Below are 16,096 nucleotides of genomic sequence, written 5' to 3'. Positions count from 1 at the left end.
TTGGCGAGCCGGGCCGCCCCGCAGGTAATCCGGTGCGTCCGGCCGGGCGCCCGCATAGCCTCCCAGGCATGACCCTTGAGATGAACGACGCCGTACGCGGCCTGCTCGACGCCCCGCACATGGCCGTGCTCGCCACCCTCCAACCGGACGGCTCCCCGCAGAGTTCGGTGGTGTGGGTCAGCCGCGACGGCGGCGAGTTGCTGATCTCCACCACGGAGAGCCGGCGCAAGGCGCGGAACATGCTCAGGGACCCGCGCGTCGGCCTGACCGTCTTCGATCCCGCCGACCCCGAGCTGTACGTGGAGATACGCGGCACCGCCACCGTCACCGAGGACACCGGCCGGGCGGTGGCCGTCCGCATCGCCGAGGAGTACCTCGGTCCGGGCGGCGGCAAGGAGTACGAGGAGGCTCCGGCGGATCACGTCCGCGTGGTCGTCCGCATCACGCCGACCCGGATCCTGGGCAGCGCCGCCAGGACCGCTCGGCCGTAGCCCGGTAGCCCGGTAACCCCGTAGCCCGGTAACCCCGTAGCCCGGTAACCCCGTAGCCCGGTATCCCCGTAGGCCCGTGGCCCGGCGGTCAGCGGCCGTACAGCGCGCGGGCCCGTACCAGGTCGAGGGGTGTGCCGTCCTCGGGCACGTCCAGGAAGTGGTCCAGCTGCCAGGCCTGCGTACGGGAGGCCTGGCCGTTGGCCGTGGTCACCCAGGGCGGGTAGACACGGAACCCGCGCTTCCCGCCCGACCCGTTCTCCGAGACGACGCCGTGCCGGCGGAGCGCCTCCACCGGGAAGACGAACTGCCCGAAGCGGCCCGCGTGCCGGCCGTCCCGGCAGCTGACGACGACGAGGTCGATGCCGTCCGCGGTGTCGAACGGCGCGATCGGTCCGGCCGGCGACCTCTTCCACACGGTGACGAACTGGCCGACCTTGGTGGGCGTCGTCTTCGCCACCCGGAAACGGACGGCGCGGCCGTCGAGGACGAGCGCGTGGGCCGCGTAGTCGGCGGACTCGGCCTCCGGCACCGCCTCCGAGCACACGAGACCGCAGGGCCCGAAGACGAGCGCCCGCACCGCGAGGAGGTCACCGGGGAGCGAGGCGGCGAGGCCGGCGGGATCGGCGGGATCGGTCGGGTCGGGGGAGCGCGCGGAGCCGGTCGTCATGAAACCCACCCTGCCACGGAGCCACCGCCCGGCCGCCCCACCGCCCGACCTCCCGAGTCACCCCCCCAGGCCCCAAGGCCCCAGGCATCAGATGCCGGAAATCAGTCCTGAGGCAGCTCCGCCAGCCAGCGCTCGTCCTGGAACTCGGCCGGGACCTCGTCCTCCCACGGGTCGATCCCGCGGCGCTCCAGCTCGTCGAACCACCGGTCCCGCTGCGACTCGGGGAGCCGGCGTCCGCACCAGGGGCAGAACTCGACGGTGACGCTCGACGTGCCGCCGTCGTGGATCAGCAGCCCGTACTCCTGGAACTTGGCGCTGAAGCCGATCAGTGTGTCCGGGCAGTCGAAGGGGTCTTCGTGCTGGTCGCATTCCACGTCTACCAGGCGGTTCATCGTCTCGCAGCAGTGCTCGGTCATCGTGTGCGTCTTCTCTTCCATGGCTGTCGTCGAGTGGGTGGCCGGCCCGGACACACCTCTCGTCCGTGCCGACGATGACCGTGGGGGTCGGGGAATGTCGTGCGTCCCGCGGGAAGAGTAGCGAGCGGCCGGGTGGCCTGATCGTGCACGTGGGCGTGCGAGCATGCCCCCGTGCGTGAACTGAGTGAGTTGATCGAGGTCGAGGACCCGGCCTGGCCGGTTCTCGGGGAGAAGCTGCGGGCCGCGGCCGTGACCGTCGAGGTGCTGGGCGCCGACGCGGTGCGGGGTGCGGCCGCGCTGTTGCGGACGCAGGTGACCGTGCGGTCGTTCCTGGGGGCGTTCGTCCTCCACAGCGGCGGGGCGTTCGTAGACGACGGCTGGCTGCGGGTGTACGGCAGCCCGGCCGCCGACAACGACCGGCGGCTGCCGTCGCTCGCGCAGGTCAACGGTTTCCCCGCGGACGCCGCGGCCGATCCGGGGTGGCGGCCCGAGGCCGGGCTCGTCGTGGCCCACGACGTGCTCGGCGGGGTGTTCGTCCTCCAGGGCGGGCCCGCGGACCAGGTCGGGCTGCCGGGGCAGCCCGGCGAGATGGTGTACTTCGCGCCGGACTCGCTGAGCTGGGAGGCGCTCGGCGCCGGATACGGGGCCTGGCTGTCGTGGGTGCTGTCCGGCGGCACGGAGGAGTTCTACGAGGGTCTGCGCTGGCCCGGCTGGCAGGACGAGGTCCGCCGGCTGGACGGCGACCGGGGGCTCACCCTTTACCCGCCGCTGTGGTCGGCGGAGGCGCACCAGGACCTGGCCGCGACCAGCCGCCGCGTCGTGACGATGGCGGAACTCCTGGACTTCGCGCGGGAGACGAGCGTGGGGCTCGACGAGAGCGACCCCGGTTTCCTGGGGAACGTATGAGTGGGGGAGAGGGGAGCGCGGGGGAGGGGAGCGGGGTGGCCGCGCGTACGGTGCGGACCTCCCGCCTCGACCTCGTCCCGCTCGCCGTCGCGCACGCCGAGGAGATGGCGGGCGTCCTCGCCGACCCCGCCCTGCACGCCTTCATCGGCGGCACCCCGCTGAGCCCGCCGGAACTCCGCGCCCGGTACGGGCGGTTGGCGGCCGGGTCGCCCGACCCGGCGACGGTCTGGGGCAACTGGGTGGTCCGGCTCCGCGCCGAGGACCGGCTCACCGGGACCGTGCAGGCGACGGTCACGGAGGACGGGCGGGGCGCGGAGGTCGCCTGGGTGGTCGGCACGGAGTGGCAGGGCCGGGGCATCGCACGGGAGGCGGCCGAGGGTCTGGTCGCGCTGCTCGTGGAGCACGGCGCGCGGACGATCGTGGCCCATGTCCACCCGGACCACGCGGCGTCGGCGGCGGTCGCCGCTGCGGCCGGCCTCGCGCCCACGGACCGGACCGTGGAGGGCGAGGTCAGGTGGGAGCGGCGGGTGTCGGGCTGAAGGCCGCCGACGGTTCCTCAACTCTTCCTCAGGGAAATCGAATTGGCGTTCCCCGGCCCGGGGGTGTGACCTAGCGTCGCTGGTCGGACCGTTCGACCAGGGGGAGACTGCTGATGACCAGAATGCGTGCGTATCTGCTGACGGGGGCCGCGCTCGGGCTGCTGTCGGTCGGAGCCGTCGGATGCACGGAGCCGGGGCCCGCCCCGGCATCCGCCAAGCCCGCCGAGTCCGCCCCGCCCACCGCGTCGACGCCCGCCGCCGCCACGCCCCCGGGCCGTGGCACGGCGGCGGCCGCCGCGCAGGAGAAGCGCGTCAAGGACGTCCTGGACACGATCTCCCCGGACGCTCCCGCGTTCGTGGAGTCCGGGGTCGAGCGGGTGGAGGACGGCGTGCACCACCGGTCCCGGCTGACGAAGGGGTCCGCCTACCAGCTGGCCGTCGTCTGCGTCGGTGAAGGCACGGTCGTGCCCGTCGTCGGCGGCGAGGCGACCGAGGCCGTGCCCTGCGACGGCGTGACCGTGACGCACCGGATCGCGAGCGCGCCCGCCGAACTCCCCCTCGCCGTCGACGGCCGGGCCGGCGCCTCGGGCGCGGTCGGCTGGCGCGTCGTCGCGGTCACGGGCTGAGCGGGATGGACCGACCGCTCCGCCTTCCGGCCGCCTCGGGCTGAGCGGTATGGACCGGCCGCTCCGCCCCCGGCGGCCCCGGGCGCCGGGGGCGGAGCGGGACCGGCCCCTCCACCCTCCGGCGGCCCCGGGCGCCGAGCCACAGGGACGCGGCGAGCAGCAGTACGCCCGCCGCCCCCGCCGCCTGCCCGGCCCGCAGGCCCGGCGGGCGGAAGCGGCAGCTCACGGTCGTCGTCCCCGGACGGACGCCGACGGCGAGCAGGCCGCCGTACGCACTCGCCCTCCCGCCCTCGCAGCGCCAGCCGGCGATCCTCGGGGCGGCCACCACCGCCGTGCCCGTCACGCCCGGCGGCAGCGTGGCCGTCAGGCCGTCGTCGCGGACGTCGATCCTCGTCGCCGCCCGGGCGCGGAGCCCCGCCACGGCCGCGCGCAGGCGGTCGTGGTCCAGGCAGGCGATCTCGGCGCGCCCGCCGGGCGGGACCCGGGGCGCGGTCCCCTCCCGCTGCTGCACGCCCAGGGACGTCAGCGCCGCCAGCCGCTTCGGCCGGCCGCCGAGCAGCCGCGTCTCGTAGCCGCCCAGGCGGGCCGGGCCCGTCGCGTCCGGGGCCCAGAGGAAGACCTCCGTGCCGACCCGGCACGCGCCGCCCGCCCCCGGGGCCTCGTACACCCGGGCGCCCAGCAGGAGTTCCTGGTTGCGGAAGGGGGACCTGCCGTAGGCCGGGGCCGGTCCCGGCGGCCGTACCGTCACCAGCGGGAGCGGCGGCGCCGACGGCTCCGCGCGGACCACCGTCCCGTCCCGCCACCTCGCCCCCACGCCGAACAGGGCGTCCGTCACCGGGTTGTCCAGGCTCAGCAGGTTCCGGCCCCGGGAGGTCCAGCCGCCGCCCAGCGCGGTCAGCGTCCCGGTCAGGACCGCCGGGGTGTGGCTGCTGTAGTACGCGGCGCCCTGGCCGCCCAGGAGCAGCGGGTCGTTGCCCGCGACCCGGGGCAGTCCCGGGTCCGTGCGGTACGTGGGCCAGCCGTCCGCCTCCGCGAGGGCGTCCGCCCGCCGCTGCTGCCCGGCGCCCCAGGGCGGGTAGTCGTCGAGCCGGGCCGGCCGCTCCCGGTCGGCGTACGCGGTCGTCGCCGCCGCCTGGCCGACGACGGTGCCGATCACCAGGAGCGCGGCGAGCACTCCGTACCGGCCCCGGCGCGGGAGCAGCAGCGCGGCCGCCACCGCCGCCAGGCCCGCGGCCGTGAGGACGAGTGCCCAGGACGTGAGGAAGGAGCTCGGGAGCGAGCCGAGGGACAGGGCCGCGACGACCGCCGCCCCGCCGAGCAGGGCCCGGCGGCCCGGACGGCCGTGGGCGAAGCCGGTCCACGCGGTGAGGACGAGGACACCGGAGAGGACGAAGGTCTGGCGGTACGGGCTGCCGTTCGGGGTGGCGAACGCGTGCCAGAGGAGGTGGGTCGGGCCCCACTGCATCGAGGCCAGGACCGCCGCGCACAGGCCGGCCCACGGCCATCGCTCCCGGCCGGGGATCTCGCGGCGGAACAGCAGCGCGGCGACGAGCAGCAGCACCGCCGTGGAGACGAAGGCCGCCGGGGTCGAGAAGCTGTACGTGACGGGGAGCAGCCGGGCGAGGACGTCCGGGGCGGGCGCCGGGTCGAACTCCCTGACCAGGCCCGGGTGGGCGTGCCGCGAGCCGAGGAGGACGGGGACGAGGACGGGCGCCGCGAGGGCGACCCCGATCCCGGTCGTCAGCCCGGCCCGCAGCAGCGTGCGGACGACGGCGAGGCGCGCGCCGGTGCCGAAGCGCCCGCCATCGCCGCGCCCGGCCGGACCAGCACCTCCGCCACCGGCGCTGGAGACCTCCCCCGCCGCACCGGCTGCAGAGCCCGCCCCCGCGCCGCTCGCCGAGCCCGCCGCGGCGTCCCCGGCCGCGTCCGCCGTCCCGGCCCGGGCCGTCAGGAGTCGCACCAGGAGGACCAGGGCCGCCCCGATCGTCGCCATGTACGCCGTGTAGAAGTTCGCCACCCAGCAGACCGCGACCACCAGCGGGCCGAGCAGCGGCCGCCTGCCCTCCCGTACCCACTCGCCCACCAGGCAGAGCAGCGGGAAGGCGATCAGGCCGTCCAGCCACATCGGGTTGTACGTGCCCTCCGCGAGCGACCAGCCGCAGAGCGCGTACGAGGCGCCGAGGGCGGACGCCCACCACCAGGTGCCGGGGCCGAGGCGGCGCAGCAGGTACGTCATGGCCGCCGCGGCGACGGCGGTCTTCAGGACGGTGATCCCGTACACCGCGTACTCGATGTCCCCGCGCGGGAAGAGCGCGACCAGCGGTGCGAAGGGGCTGGACAGGTAGGTGCCGTAGTCGGGGAGGAAGCTCGTCCCCCAGCCGGCCTGCCAGTCGAGCAGCAGGCCGCCGTCCGCCCGGCCGCGCAGCAGGTCCCACAGGTGTGCGTGGAACGGCACGAACTGGTTCGCGAGGTCGTTGACGGCCCGGTGGCGCGGTCCGAAGGGGAAGACCCGGGCGGCGGCGTCGCCGCCGCAGACGGCGAGCACGGTGAGCAGCGCGGCGAGGAGCAGGGAGCGCGGGCCCTCGGCCGTGAGCCGGGCCGCGCGGGCCGCGGCGGTCGGTGCGGGGGCGGTCGGTGGGAGGGCGGGCTGGGCCGAGCCCCGCGTTCGAGTGGCGTGCGACATGACCCGTCGAATATGCCAGCGTCCGCACGGGAAAGTCCGTTCCCCGCGGCCTCGTTCACTCAATGGTCTTCTGCACGCCATCCATGCGGACCGGCCGGGACACCGGGCTCCGTTGTCGTGGTCCGCGTGCTGCTCTCGATCGTCGTCCCGTGCTTCAACGAGGAAGACGTCCTCGCCCGTTTCCATGACCACGTGACCACCGAACTCGCCCGATTCGACGGCGAGTTCGAGATCGTCTACGTCGACGACGGAAGCCGGGACGGGACGCTCCCCCTCCTCCAGGAGCTCGCCGCGCGCGACCCCCGCCACGTCCGGTACGTCTCCTTCAGCCGGAACTTCGGCAAGGAGGCGGCGATGCTGGCCGGCCTCCGCGACGCCGCGGGCGACGCCGTCGTGATCATGGACGCCGACCTCCAGCACCCGCCGGAGCTGGTGCACCGCATGGTCGCGCTGCACGCCGAGGGGTACGACCAGGTCGTCGCCCGCCGCACCCGCGAGGGCGACCGCGTCACCCGCACCCTGACCGCCCGCCTCTACTACTGGGCGATCAACCGGCTCGTCGACGTCGAGCTCGTGGACGGCGTCGGGGACTTCCGGCTCCTGTCCCGCCGCACCGTCGACGCGGTCCTCGGTCTCGGCGAGTACAACCGCTTCTCCAAGGGCCTCTTCTCCTGGGTCGGATTCCGGACGACGACGTTCTCGTACGAGAACGCCGTCCGCGAGGAGGGCCGCTCCAAGTGGACCTTCGGCAAGCTCCTCAACTACGGCCTCGACGGCCTCCTCTCCTTCAACAACAAGCCGCTCAGGGCCGCCGTCCACCTCGGTCTCCTGCTCGTCCTCGTCGCCCTCGGCTACGCGGCCTGGATCGTCGGGGACGCGCTGGTCAACGGCGTCGACACACCCGGCTACGTGACCCTCCTCGTCGCCGTCACCGCCCTCGCCGGCGTGCAGATGGTGATGGTCGGACTGATCGGCGAGTACGTCGGCCGCATCTACTACGAGGTCAAGCGACGGCCGCACTACCTGGTCAAGGAGACGCACGAGGGGGCGTACGAAGGGACGTACGAAGGGGCGCGCGAGGGGGCGGACACGGGTCGGGTACCGGCCGACACCCGCGGTGCCGGTGAGTCGTTGTGGGAAACAGTCGCACCGAAGTAGTGGCTCCGGCCCGGGCGACTCCCTAACATCGATCACCGCAAGGTCGTTCAACTGACGCACGACCAGCCCGGGAGGCTCCTTTGCACCGCCGCACTGCGCTCACCGTCTCCGCCGCACTGCTCGCCGCGGCCCCGCTGCTCACCGCCTGCGGCAGTGACGCCCACCCAGGAGCGGCGGCCGTCGTCGGCGGCGAGCGGATCGACGTCTCCAGCCTGCAGGCGCAGGTGCAGGACGTGCGCGCCGCCCAGGAGCGCTCCCCGCAGGCCACCCAGCTCGTCCAGGCCACCGGTGACCTGCCCCGCCGCAAGCTCAACGTCATGATCTTCGACCGGGTCGTCGACAAGGTCGCCGCGGACAACGGCGTCGGCGTCAGCCGCGCCGAGCTCCAGGAGACCAGGACCGCGTTCGTCCGCGAGAGCGGCGGCGAGGACCGGCTCGCCGACGTCCTGCTCCAGGAGCAGGGCGTGGCGCCCGGCGAGATCGACGACGTCGTCCGCCGCAACGTCCTCATGAACAAGATCGCCGCCAAGCTGGGCGTCACGGACACCCCGGAGGGCCAGCGGAAGCTGACGGAGGTCTTCTCCGCCGCCTCCAAGGACCTCGACATCGACGTGAACCCGCGGTACGGCGCCTGGGACGACGCCCAGGTCCGGCTCGGCAGCACCACCGCGCCCTGGCTGCGGCAGATCAGCCAGGACCCGGGCGCCGTCCCGGCCGGTGCGTGAGGCGGAGTAAGTTCAAGGGGTGACATCTGAGAGCCCCGGCCGCATCGTTCTGCTCACCGCCAGCCACCGCGTGGCACCCGGACTGCTGTCCTGGCCCGCCTGGCAGGCGCTGCGCGCCGCGGACCGGGTGCTCTGCCCCGACGAGCACCACCCCCAGCTGCCGTACCTGCGGGAGGCCGGGGTCGCCGTCGAGCACCTCCGGCCCACCGCCGAGCAGCTCGTCGAGGCGTGCGCCGGAGGCCGTACGGTCCTGCTGCTGCCCTCCGGCGAGGGCGACCGGGCGCTGACCGACGGGCTCGCCCGGCTCGCCGGCTCGGGCCGCTACTCGATGCCCGACCTGGAACTGCTGCCCGGCTCGTACGACCTGCCCGGCGCCCGGCTCCTCGACCTCGTGCAGATCATGGACCGCATCCGGCGCGAGTGCCCGTGGTCCTCGCGCCAGACGCACAAGGAGCTCGTCAAGTACGGCATCGAGGAGGCGTACGAGCTCGTCGAGGCGATCGAGGACGACGACCGGGACGCGCTGCGCGAGGAGCTCGGGGACGTCCTCCTGCAGGTGGTCTTCCACGCCCGGATCGCCGAGGAGGACCCGGAGGACCCCTTCTCCCTGGACGACGTCGCCGGCGACCTCGCCGAGAAGCTGATCCACCGGCACCCGCACGTCTTCGGGGACGCGACGGCCGAGACGCCGGAGGACGTACGCGCCCACTGGCTGCGCACCAAGGCCATCGAGAAGCAGCGGGAGTCCGTGACGGACGGCGTGCCGCTGGGGCAGCCGGGGCTCGCGCTCGCGGCGAAGCTCGGCGGCCGGGCGCGCGTGGCGGGTCTCGACGTGGCCCTCCCGGCGGACCGGGGCATCGGGTACGAGCTGCTCGCCCTCGCGGTCCGCGCGGAGGCGGAGGGGGTGGACCCGGAGGCGGCGCTGCGCGCGGCGGCCCGGACGTACCGGGACGCGATCCGCGCGGCGGAGGGTGTGACGGCGTAGCGGTTCGCGGCCGGACCGGACCGGACCGGGGGGCGAGGGCCGGGGTCGGGACCTGGCTGAGGCTCAGGACCGGGATCGGGACCAGGACCGGGCTGAGGCTCAGAGCTGGGATCGGGACCGGGACCGGGATCGGGACCAGAGCCGGCGACCGGGACCGGAACAGCGCTTCGGCCGCGGCAGGTCTCAGGGCTCGCGGGGTGCCCGGGCGCCCGGGTTGTGCCAGAGCGGGGGCGGCGGGCCCAGGAGCCGCTCCGCCGGGGTGTTCGGGCGGAAGGTGAAGCGGCCCACCGGCTGCAGGGTGTCGTGGTGGATCCGGTACGGGTCGGTGCCCAGTTCCACCAGCACCTCGGCGACCTCGGTCAGGAAGCCCGGCGGGCCGGCCAGGTAGACGTCGTGCGAGGGCCAGTGGACGCAGGCCCGCAGCGCCTGGAGGAGCCGTTCGGTCGCCTGGTCCTTGCGGTGGCCGGGGGCCGAGGTGATGTAGGTGACGCTGAGTCCGCTGAGACGTTTCTGCAGTCGCTCCGCGTCCCGCCGGCCGTACAGGTACTCCTTCGCGCGGGCCACCACGAACAGCCGCCCCTTCAGCTCCGGCTCGGCCTCCGCCGCCTCGGAGAGGAGCGCCTTCACCGGCGCCCAGCCCGTACCCGCGCATATATAGGTACGGAGTCCGCCCGGCTCCGTGCACGCGGTGAGGCCGCCGCCGGGCGCGCTCAGCCGCAGCGTCTCGCCCGGACCGGTCCCGTCGACGAGGGCCGTGCTCATCGCGCCGCCCGGGATCCGGCTCACATGGAGTTCGACCGTGCCGTCGGGGCGGGGCGCGTCCGCGAGGGAGTAGGTGCGCCAGACGCGCGGCACGCGCAGCGAGCTGACGCTGACGTACTGCCCGGGCAGGAAGGGGAAGGGCTGCCGGGGCCGCAGGGTGAGGACGGCCAGGTCCTCGCCGTACCGCTCGTGCCGGAGGACGTCCGCGTCCCACCAGGCCGGCTCCCCGGCCCCGGCCGCCTCCTCGGCGCCCGCCAGCATCAGGTCGGCGACATGCCCGTACGCCTCGGTCCAGGCCTTCTCGGCGTCCTGGCTCCAGGCGGCCCCGGCGGCGTGCGCGAACGCGGCGAGCAGGCTCGTCCCGACGGCGGCGTAGAGCGCGGGGGAGGCGAGGAACTTGCGGTGGTCGCGGCCCAGCTGCCCCAGGTACGCGGCGAGCCCCGGCGACTCCAGATGGGTCACCACATGGGTGAGCGCGGCGAAGAGCCGGTCCCGCTGGGGCTGCATGTCCTCGGGGAACAGCTCGCGCAGCGCGGGGTTGTTCCAGAAAAGATGCGAGTAGAAGAAGGTGACGGCGTGTTCGGCCCGTCTCTCGACGACAGCGAACGTGCTTCTGAGCATCTGAGGATCCACCGACAAGAATCTAGGGCACCACCCCCTTCTTGATCACAGGATCCGGCAGACCTCGCCTTCCGGACCGCCCTGTACGGTCGGGGAGTGAGCACCACCCCCGGAACCGGTCCCGCCTCCTGCCCCGTGTCGTCGCCCGCTCCCGAGCTCTTCACCTGGGAGTTCGCGAGCGATCCGTATCCCGCGTACGCCTGGCTCCGGGAGCACGCGCCCGTGCACCGGACGACGCTGCCCAGCGGGGTCGAGGCCTGGCTGGTGACGCGGTACGGCGACGCCCGGCAGGCGCTCGCCGACCAGCGGCTCTCCAAGAACCCCGCGCACCACGACGAGTCCCCGCACGCCAAGGGCAAGACGGGCATCCCGGGCGAGCGCAAGGCCGAGCTGATGACGCATCTGCTCAACATCGACCCGCCGGACCACACCCGGCTGCGGCGGCTCGTCTCGAAGGCCTTCACCCCGCGCCGGGTCGCCGAGTTCACCCCGCGCGTGCAGGAGCTGACCGACCGGCTCATCGACGCCTTCGCGGAGAAGGGGAGCGCGGACCTCATCCACGAGTTCGCCTTCCCGCTCCCCATCTACGCGATCTGCGACCTGCTCGGCGTGCCCGAGGAGGACCAGGACGACTTCCGCGACTGGGCCGGGATGATGATCCGGCACGGCGGCGGCCCGCGCGGCGGGGTCGCGCGGTCGGTGAAGAAGATGCGCGGCTACCTCGCCGAGCTGATCCACCGCAAGCGCGAGGAGCCCGGCGAGGACCTCATCTCGGGACTCATCAAGGCCTCCGACCACGGCGAGCACCTCACCGAGAACGAGGCCGCCGCCATGGCGTTCATCCTTCTCTTCGCCGGCTTCGAGACGACCGTCAACCTCATCGGCAACGGCATGTACCAGCTCCTGCGCCACCCCGAGCAGCGCGAGCTGCTCCAGGCGTCGGTCGCGGCGGGGGAGACCGGTCTCCTGGAGACCGGGATCGAGGAGCTGCTGCGGTACGACGGGCCGGTGGAGATGGCCACCTGGCGGTACGCGACCGAGCCGCTGACCATCGGCGGGCAGGACATCCCGGCGGGCGACCCCGTCCTCGTGGTGCTCGCCGCCGCGGACCGGGACCCGGAGCGGTTCGACGGGCCGGACGTCCTGGACCTGGCCCGGCGCGACAACCAGCACCTCGGGTACGGGCACGGCATCCACTACTGCCTCGGCGCGCCGCTCGCGCGGCTCGAAGGACAGACCGCGCTCGCCACCCTGCTGACGCGGCTTCCGGACCTGCGACTTGCCGCCGATCCCGAGGAACTGCGCTGGCGGGGAGGGCTCATCATGCGGGGATTGCGCACGCTTCCGGTGGAGTTCTCCCCTTCCGCACGACCTCCACGAAGTGACGGCCCCTCAGAAATGTGATCTTCACGTGATCGCGGGTGCATCGACTTGTGATGAGCGTTCGAATACGGCTACCTTCCCCGTCAGCTCGGTTCGTCAACGTGGTTGAGTAATTCGGCCACGTCGGCAACTCGGGTCGTCCACACAGTCGTCACGCGAAAGGCGCTCCTATGCGTTCCGGGAACGGACGTCACCGTCGCCCCCGTCAGGCCCCCGCAATCGTCGTCGCCGCGGGCGTGACCGGCTCCGCCATGGCGCTGCCGCTGCTCGCCACCGGGTCCGCCTCCGCGGCCGACGCCGCCACGTGGGACCGCGTCGCCGAGTGCGAGTCCGGCGGCCAGTGGAGCGCCAACTTCGGCAACGGCATGTACGGCGGGCTCCAGTTCACCCAGGACAGCTGGGAGCGGAACGGCGGCCTGACGTACGCGCCCAGCCCCGACCTGGCCAGCCGCGCCCAGCAGATCGCGGTGGCCGAGAAGGCCCTTGCGAAGGGCTCCACCGAGTGGGCCACCTGCGCGCCGATCGCCGGCCTGACGAACGACGGCACCGCGCCCGGCGTGGACCCCGGCCCCGCGAGCGTCCCCAAGGCCCCCACGGGCCCGGTTCCCGAGTCGAACTGGACCACGGGCCTTCCCGGGACCTCCGAGGGGTCCGCGGAGGAGGCGAAGGAGTCCAAGGCGCCCGAGAGCGCGAAGAAGGCCACTGAGTCGGCTTCGCCGACCGCGCCCGCCACTCCCGTCTCGCCGACCGCTCCCGTCACGCCGACGACCCCGACGAGCCCCTCCGTGTCGACCGACCCGAGCCACCCGACGGTGCCCACCACTCCGGGCACGCCCGATGAGTCCGTTACGCCGGTTACGCCCGGTACGTCCGGCGAGCCGGGGGCCACCGCGCCCGGCGGGCCGACGGACGACGTGTCGTCGACCACGCCCGGAACCGGCAAGCACCGGGGTGACGCCGCTCCGGAGGAAACCGGCAACCCGGACAGTTCTACCGAATCGGGTAGACATGCCTCATCCGACAGCAAGTTGACTGAAAAGCCCCTGGAGAAGTCCCCGGCTGACGCGTCGAAGGAATCGGACGCAACGGACAGTCAGGGCAAGTCGGACGCATACCTCGTGCAGCCGGGCGACAATCTGTCCGACATTGCACAGGAGAACGAACTCCCCGGAGGCTGGACCGCCCTCTACGACGCCAACCGGCAGACCGTGGGCCAGGATCCGGACCTCATCCTCCCTGGTCAGGCCCTCGACCTGACGAACGGTTCGACCGTGTCGGCAGAGTGATTCGGGGGCGTATGTCCTGTTCTGGGCAAGTGAGACATGGGTCTCTTCACCCCAACTGGCGTGTCCCGCCCGCAAACTTTGCTCCCGTCACCTCCCACCTGCACAAACACCCCCCACCGGAAGGCAAGCAGGGGCGTTATTTCCGCAATACGCCTCTTTGAACTTCCGGTGGGTCTGTGTCTACGGTCGTCACCGCTCGCCACCGCGGGCCCCGTCGACCGAAACGCCGAATCCTGCCGTCGGCCGATGGGAACAGTCGTCGCGCAAGCGCCGAAGGCAGGAGTGGGGGACCCAAGGTAAGTGCCGGTCCCGGCCGTTGAGACAGACGGCCGGCGAACGGCTTGGGGTGAAGCCGCGTGCTAGGACACGCGGCCGGGCAACTTTCCGGCCCGAACCCGACAGCTCACCTCACAGGCGTCGGTGAGGAGAATCTCCATGCTGTTTTCCGGTAAGGGCAAACACCGCCGTCCCTCCAAGGCCACCCAGGTCGTCACGCTCGTCGGCGTCACCGGTGTCGCCGTCGCCGCCCCGCTGATGACCGCGGGCACCGCCTCGGCCGCCACGGTCTCCGAGTGGGACACCGTCGCCGCGTGCGAGTCCGGTGGCAACTGGTCCATCAACACGGGCAACGGCTACTACGGCGGCCTGCAGTTCTCCGCCTCCACCTGGGCCGCGTACGGCGGCACCGCCTATGCCGCGACCGCCAACCAGGCGTCGAAGTCCCAGCAGATCGCCGTCGCCGAGAAGGTCCTCGCGGGCCAGGGCAAGGGCGCCTGGCCGTCCTGCGGCGTGGGCCTCTCCGGCGCCTCGCCGAACACCGGTGCCGCCGAGAGCGCGCCGCAGCAGAGCACCCAGCAGCCGGAGCGGAAGGCCGAGCAGCCGACCACCCGCAGCGAGCAGCGCCAGGCCCCGAAGAAGGCCACGCAGCAGCAGGCCGCTCCGCAGGCCGCCGCGAAGAAGACCGTCACCACCCCGACCGGCAAGAAGGTCGAGAAGGGTGACGGCGAGTACAAGGTCACGGCCGGCGACACCCTCAGCACGATCGCCCAGGCGCACGGCGTCAAGGGCGGCTGGGCCAAGCTCTTCGAGCTGAACAAGGACGTCGTCGACGACGCCGACCTGATCTACCCGGGCCAGCAGCTTCACCTGAAGTGAGCCCGGCGGCTCGCGTGAGTCCGGCGGCTCACGCGGCCCCTCCGACCCTCCCGCGGTGACCACCCCGGCCCGGCGCGCCACTCCCCCGTGCGCGTCGGGCCGGGGTTCCCCCGTTTCCGGAGACGTAGCGGAGAGACCGGCAGTCGGAGGAGCCGGCAGCGGTAGGGAGGGGGCGGCCTGCGGGAACACCGGACGGCCGACACGGTTACCAGCCGGTAGATCTGAGGCCCTTCGTCCCGACATGCCTGCCCTTGGGTCCTTTTTCGTCCCAGGGGGCGGGCGCCCGGCTGGCCGGAGCCCCCGAGCCGGTTAGGCTCTTGTCGCAAGGCCAAGCGACCCTGCACCGACCTTGCGTCACATCCAGCGTCACATCCCAAAAAGGAGATGCTCGTGCCGTCCATCGACGTCGTCGTAGCCCGGGAAATCCTGGACTCCCGAGGCAACCCCACGGTCGAGGTCGAGGTCGGCCTCGACGACGGCAGCACCGGTCGTGCTGCTGTTCCGTCCGGCGCCTCCACCGGTGCGTTCGAGGCCATCGAGCTTCGCGACGGTGACCCGAACCGCTACCTGGGCAAGGGTGTCGAGAAGGCCGTCCTCGCCGTCATCGAGCAGATCGGCCCGGAGCTCGTCGGCTACGACGCCACCGAGCAGCGCCTCATCGACCAGGCCATGTTCGACCTGGACGCCACCGAGAACAAGGGCTCCCTCGGCGCCAACGCCATCCTCGGCGTCTCCCTCGCCGTCGCGCACGCCGCGTCCGAGGCCTCGGACCTCCCGCTCTTCCGCTACCTCGGCGGCCCGAACGCGCACCTGCTGCCCGTTCCGATGATGAACATCCTCAACGGTGGGTCGCACGCCGACTCCAACGTGGACATCCAGGAGTTCATGATCGCCCCGATCGGCGCGGAGTCCTTCTCCGAGGCCCTCCGCTGGGGCGCCGAGATCTACCACACCCTCAAGGCCGTGCTGAAGCGCAAGGGCCTCTCCACCGGTCTCGGCGACGAGGGCGGCTTCGCGCCGAACCTGGAGTCGAACCGCGCCGCCCTCGACCTCATCGTCGAGGCCATCAAGGAGGCCGGCTACACCCCGGGCTCCGACGTCGCGCTCGCGCTCGACGTGGCCGCGTCCGAGTTCTACAAGGACGGCACGTACGAGTTCGAGGGCAAGTCCCGCTCGGCCGCCGAGATGACCGAGTACTACGAGGAGCTCGTCTCCGCGTACCCGATGGTCTCCATCGAGGACCCGCTGTACGAGGACGACTGGGCCGGCTGGAAGGTCCTCACCGACAAGCTGGGCACCAAGGTCCAGATCGTCGGCGACGACCTCTTCGTCACCAACCCGGAGCGCCTGGCCCGCGGCATCGAGGAGGGCACCGCGAACGCCCTCCTGGTCAAGGTCAACCAGATCGGCTCGCTGACCGAGACCCTCGACGCGGTCGAGCTCGCCCAGCGCAACGGCTTCAAGTGCATGATGTCCCACCGCTCCGGCGAGACCGAGGACGTCACCATCGCCGACCTCGCGGTCGCCGTGAACTGCGGTCAGATCAAGACCGGCGCCCCGGCCCGCTCGGACCGCGTCGCCAAGTACAACCAGCTGCTGCGCATCGAGGAGATCCTCGACGACGCCGCGGTCTACGCCGGCCGCAGCGCCTTCCCGCGCTTCAAGGGCTGATCACCCCGCAAGGCTGATCGAC

General features: G+C 73.0%; 15 protein-coding genes and 1 riboswitch. Of the genes, 11 read left to right on the top strand and 4 right to left on the bottom strand.

What is annotated here, in order from left to right; genetic code table 11:
• Positions 1-68 precede the first annotated feature (68 nt).
• Entirely contained in the window at positions 69-491 is a 423-nt protein-coding gene (locus AMK27_RS31425) for a PPOX class F420-dependent oxidoreductase (RefSeq protein ID WP_073915899.1), read from the top strand.
• An 88-nt stretch (positions 492-579) separates the two neighbouring features.
• Here the strand turns inward: AMK27_RS31425 and AMK27_RS31420 are convergent, their stop codons facing one another.
• Together AMK27_RS31420 and AMK27_RS31415 are read right to left on the bottom strand one after the other, a co-directional pair.
• Complete coding sequence (locus AMK27_RS31420; RefSeq protein ID WP_079188652.1) at positions 580-1,158, bottom strand: MepB family protein; 579 nt, start codon at positions 1,156-1,158, stop codon at positions 580-582.
• A gap of 101 nt (positions 1,159-1,259) precedes the next feature.
• Positions 1,260-1,595, bottom strand: a complete 336-nt coding sequence (locus tag AMK27_RS31415) for a DUF6980 family protein (RefSeq protein ID WP_445194886.1) — start codon at positions 1,593-1,595, stop codon at positions 1,260-1,262.
• A 150-nt stretch (positions 1,596-1,745) separates the two neighbouring features.
• On the opposite strand from AMK27_RS31415, the gene AMK27_RS31410 reads away from it, so the two are divergent.
• The 3 genes from AMK27_RS31410 (at position 1,746) to AMK27_RS41345 (ending at position 3,645) form a co-directional block, all read left to right on the top strand.
• Positions 1,746-2,480, top strand: coding sequence for a DUF2625 domain-containing protein (locus AMK27_RS31410; protein ID WP_073915896.1), 735 nt, complete (start codon positions 1,746-1,748; stop codon positions 2,478-2,480).
• Positions 2,477-3,019 carry a GNAT family N-acetyltransferase gene (locus AMK27_RS31405; protein WP_073915892.1) on the top strand — a complete coding sequence of 181 codons (543 nt, stop codon included), beginning with the start codon at positions 2,477-2,479 and terminating at the stop codon, positions 3,017-3,019. Before AMK27_RS31410 ends, AMK27_RS31405 begins: the two co-directional genes overlap by 4 nt.
• Positions 3,020-3,132: 113 nt before the next feature.
• Positions 3,133-3,645: a hypothetical protein gene (locus AMK27_RS41345; protein WP_143204892.1), complete on the top strand. Its 513-nt coding sequence runs from the start codon at positions 3,133-3,135 to the stop codon at positions 3,643-3,645.
• On the opposite strand, the gene AMK27_RS42060 is transcribed toward AMK27_RS41345, so the two are convergent.
• The gene (locus tag AMK27_RS42060; protein ID WP_241847657.1) at positions 3,635-6,328 is read right to left on the bottom strand and encodes a YfhO family protein; all 2,694 of its coding nucleotides are present in this window, start codon (positions 6,326-6,328) and stop codon (positions 3,635-3,637) included. The two genes, AMK27_RS41345 and AMK27_RS42060, sit on opposite strands and share 11 nt — an antisense overlap.
• A 126-nt stretch (positions 6,329-6,454) precedes the next feature.
• Here AMK27_RS42060 and AMK27_RS31385 point away from each other — a divergent pair, with 126 nt between their 5' ends.
• The 3 genes from AMK27_RS31385 to AMK27_RS31375 all read left to right on the top strand — a co-directional run bounded on the left by AMK27_RS31385 (position 6,455) and on the right by AMK27_RS31375 (position 9,196).
• Positions 6,455-7,486, top strand: coding sequence for a glycosyltransferase family 2 protein (locus AMK27_RS31385; protein WP_241847656.1), 1,032 nt, complete (start codon positions 6,455-6,457; stop codon positions 7,484-7,486).
• An 80-nt stretch (positions 7,487-7,566) separates the two neighbouring features.
• Entirely contained in the window at positions 7,567-8,211 is a 645-nt protein-coding gene (locus AMK27_RS31380; protein WP_073915886.1) for a SurA N-terminal domain-containing protein, read from the top strand.
• A 19-nt stretch (positions 8,212-8,230) separates the two neighbouring features.
• Entirely contained in the window at positions 8,231-9,196 is a 966-nt protein-coding gene (locus AMK27_RS31375) for a nucleoside triphosphate pyrophosphohydrolase (RefSeq protein ID WP_073915883.1), read from the top strand.
• 183 nt (positions 9,197-9,379) lie between these two features.
• Here the strand turns inward: AMK27_RS31375 and AMK27_RS31370 are convergent, their stop codons facing one another.
• Positions 9,380-10,579, bottom strand: a complete 1,200-nt coding sequence (locus AMK27_RS31370; protein ID WP_073915880.1) for a globin domain-containing protein — start codon at positions 10,577-10,579, stop codon at positions 9,380-9,382.
• Positions 10,580-10,675: 96 nt separating this feature from the next.
• Here AMK27_RS31370 and AMK27_RS31365 point away from each other — a divergent pair, with 96 nt between their 5' ends.
• The 4 genes from AMK27_RS31365 (at position 10,676) to eno (ending at position 16,074) form a co-directional block, all read left to right on the top strand.
• Positions 10,676-11,983: a cytochrome P450 family protein gene (locus tag AMK27_RS31365; RefSeq protein ID WP_073915878.1), complete on the top strand. Its 1,308-nt coding sequence runs from the start codon at positions 10,676-10,678 to the stop codon at positions 11,981-11,983.
• A gap of 149 nt (positions 11,984-12,132) precedes the next feature.
• Positions 12,133-13,248, top strand: coding sequence for a LysM peptidoglycan-binding domain-containing protein (locus AMK27_RS31360; protein ID WP_073915875.1), 1,116 nt, complete (start codon positions 12,133-12,135; stop codon positions 13,246-13,248).
• Between the two features lie 258 nt (positions 13,249-13,506).
• Positions 13,507-13,680: riboswitch (cyclic di-AMP (ydaO/yuaA leader) on the top strand.
• 3 nt (positions 13,681-13,683) lie between these two features.
• Positions 13,684-14,403 carry a LysM peptidoglycan-binding domain-containing protein gene (locus AMK27_RS31355; protein WP_073915872.1) on the top strand — a complete coding sequence of 240 codons (720 nt, stop codon included), beginning with the start codon at positions 13,684-13,686 and terminating at the stop codon, positions 14,401-14,403.
• A 384-nt stretch (positions 14,404-14,787) separates the two neighbouring features.
• Positions 14,788-16,074 carry a phosphopyruvate hydratase gene (gene eno, locus AMK27_RS31350; RefSeq protein WP_073915869.1) on the top strand — a complete coding sequence of 429 codons (1,287 nt, stop codon included), beginning with the start codon at positions 14,788-14,790 and terminating at the stop codon, positions 16,072-16,074.
• Positions 16,075-16,096: the final 22 nt, after the last annotated feature.

The sequence above is a fragment of the Streptomyces sp. CB02009 genome (genome assembly GCF_001905825.1).
GTDB lineage: Bacteria > Actinomycetota > Actinomycetes > Streptomycetales > Streptomycetaceae > Streptomyces.
The sequence above is the reverse complement of the archived record's forward strand: the minus strand, read 5'-3'. Positions and strand labels throughout refer to the sequence as shown.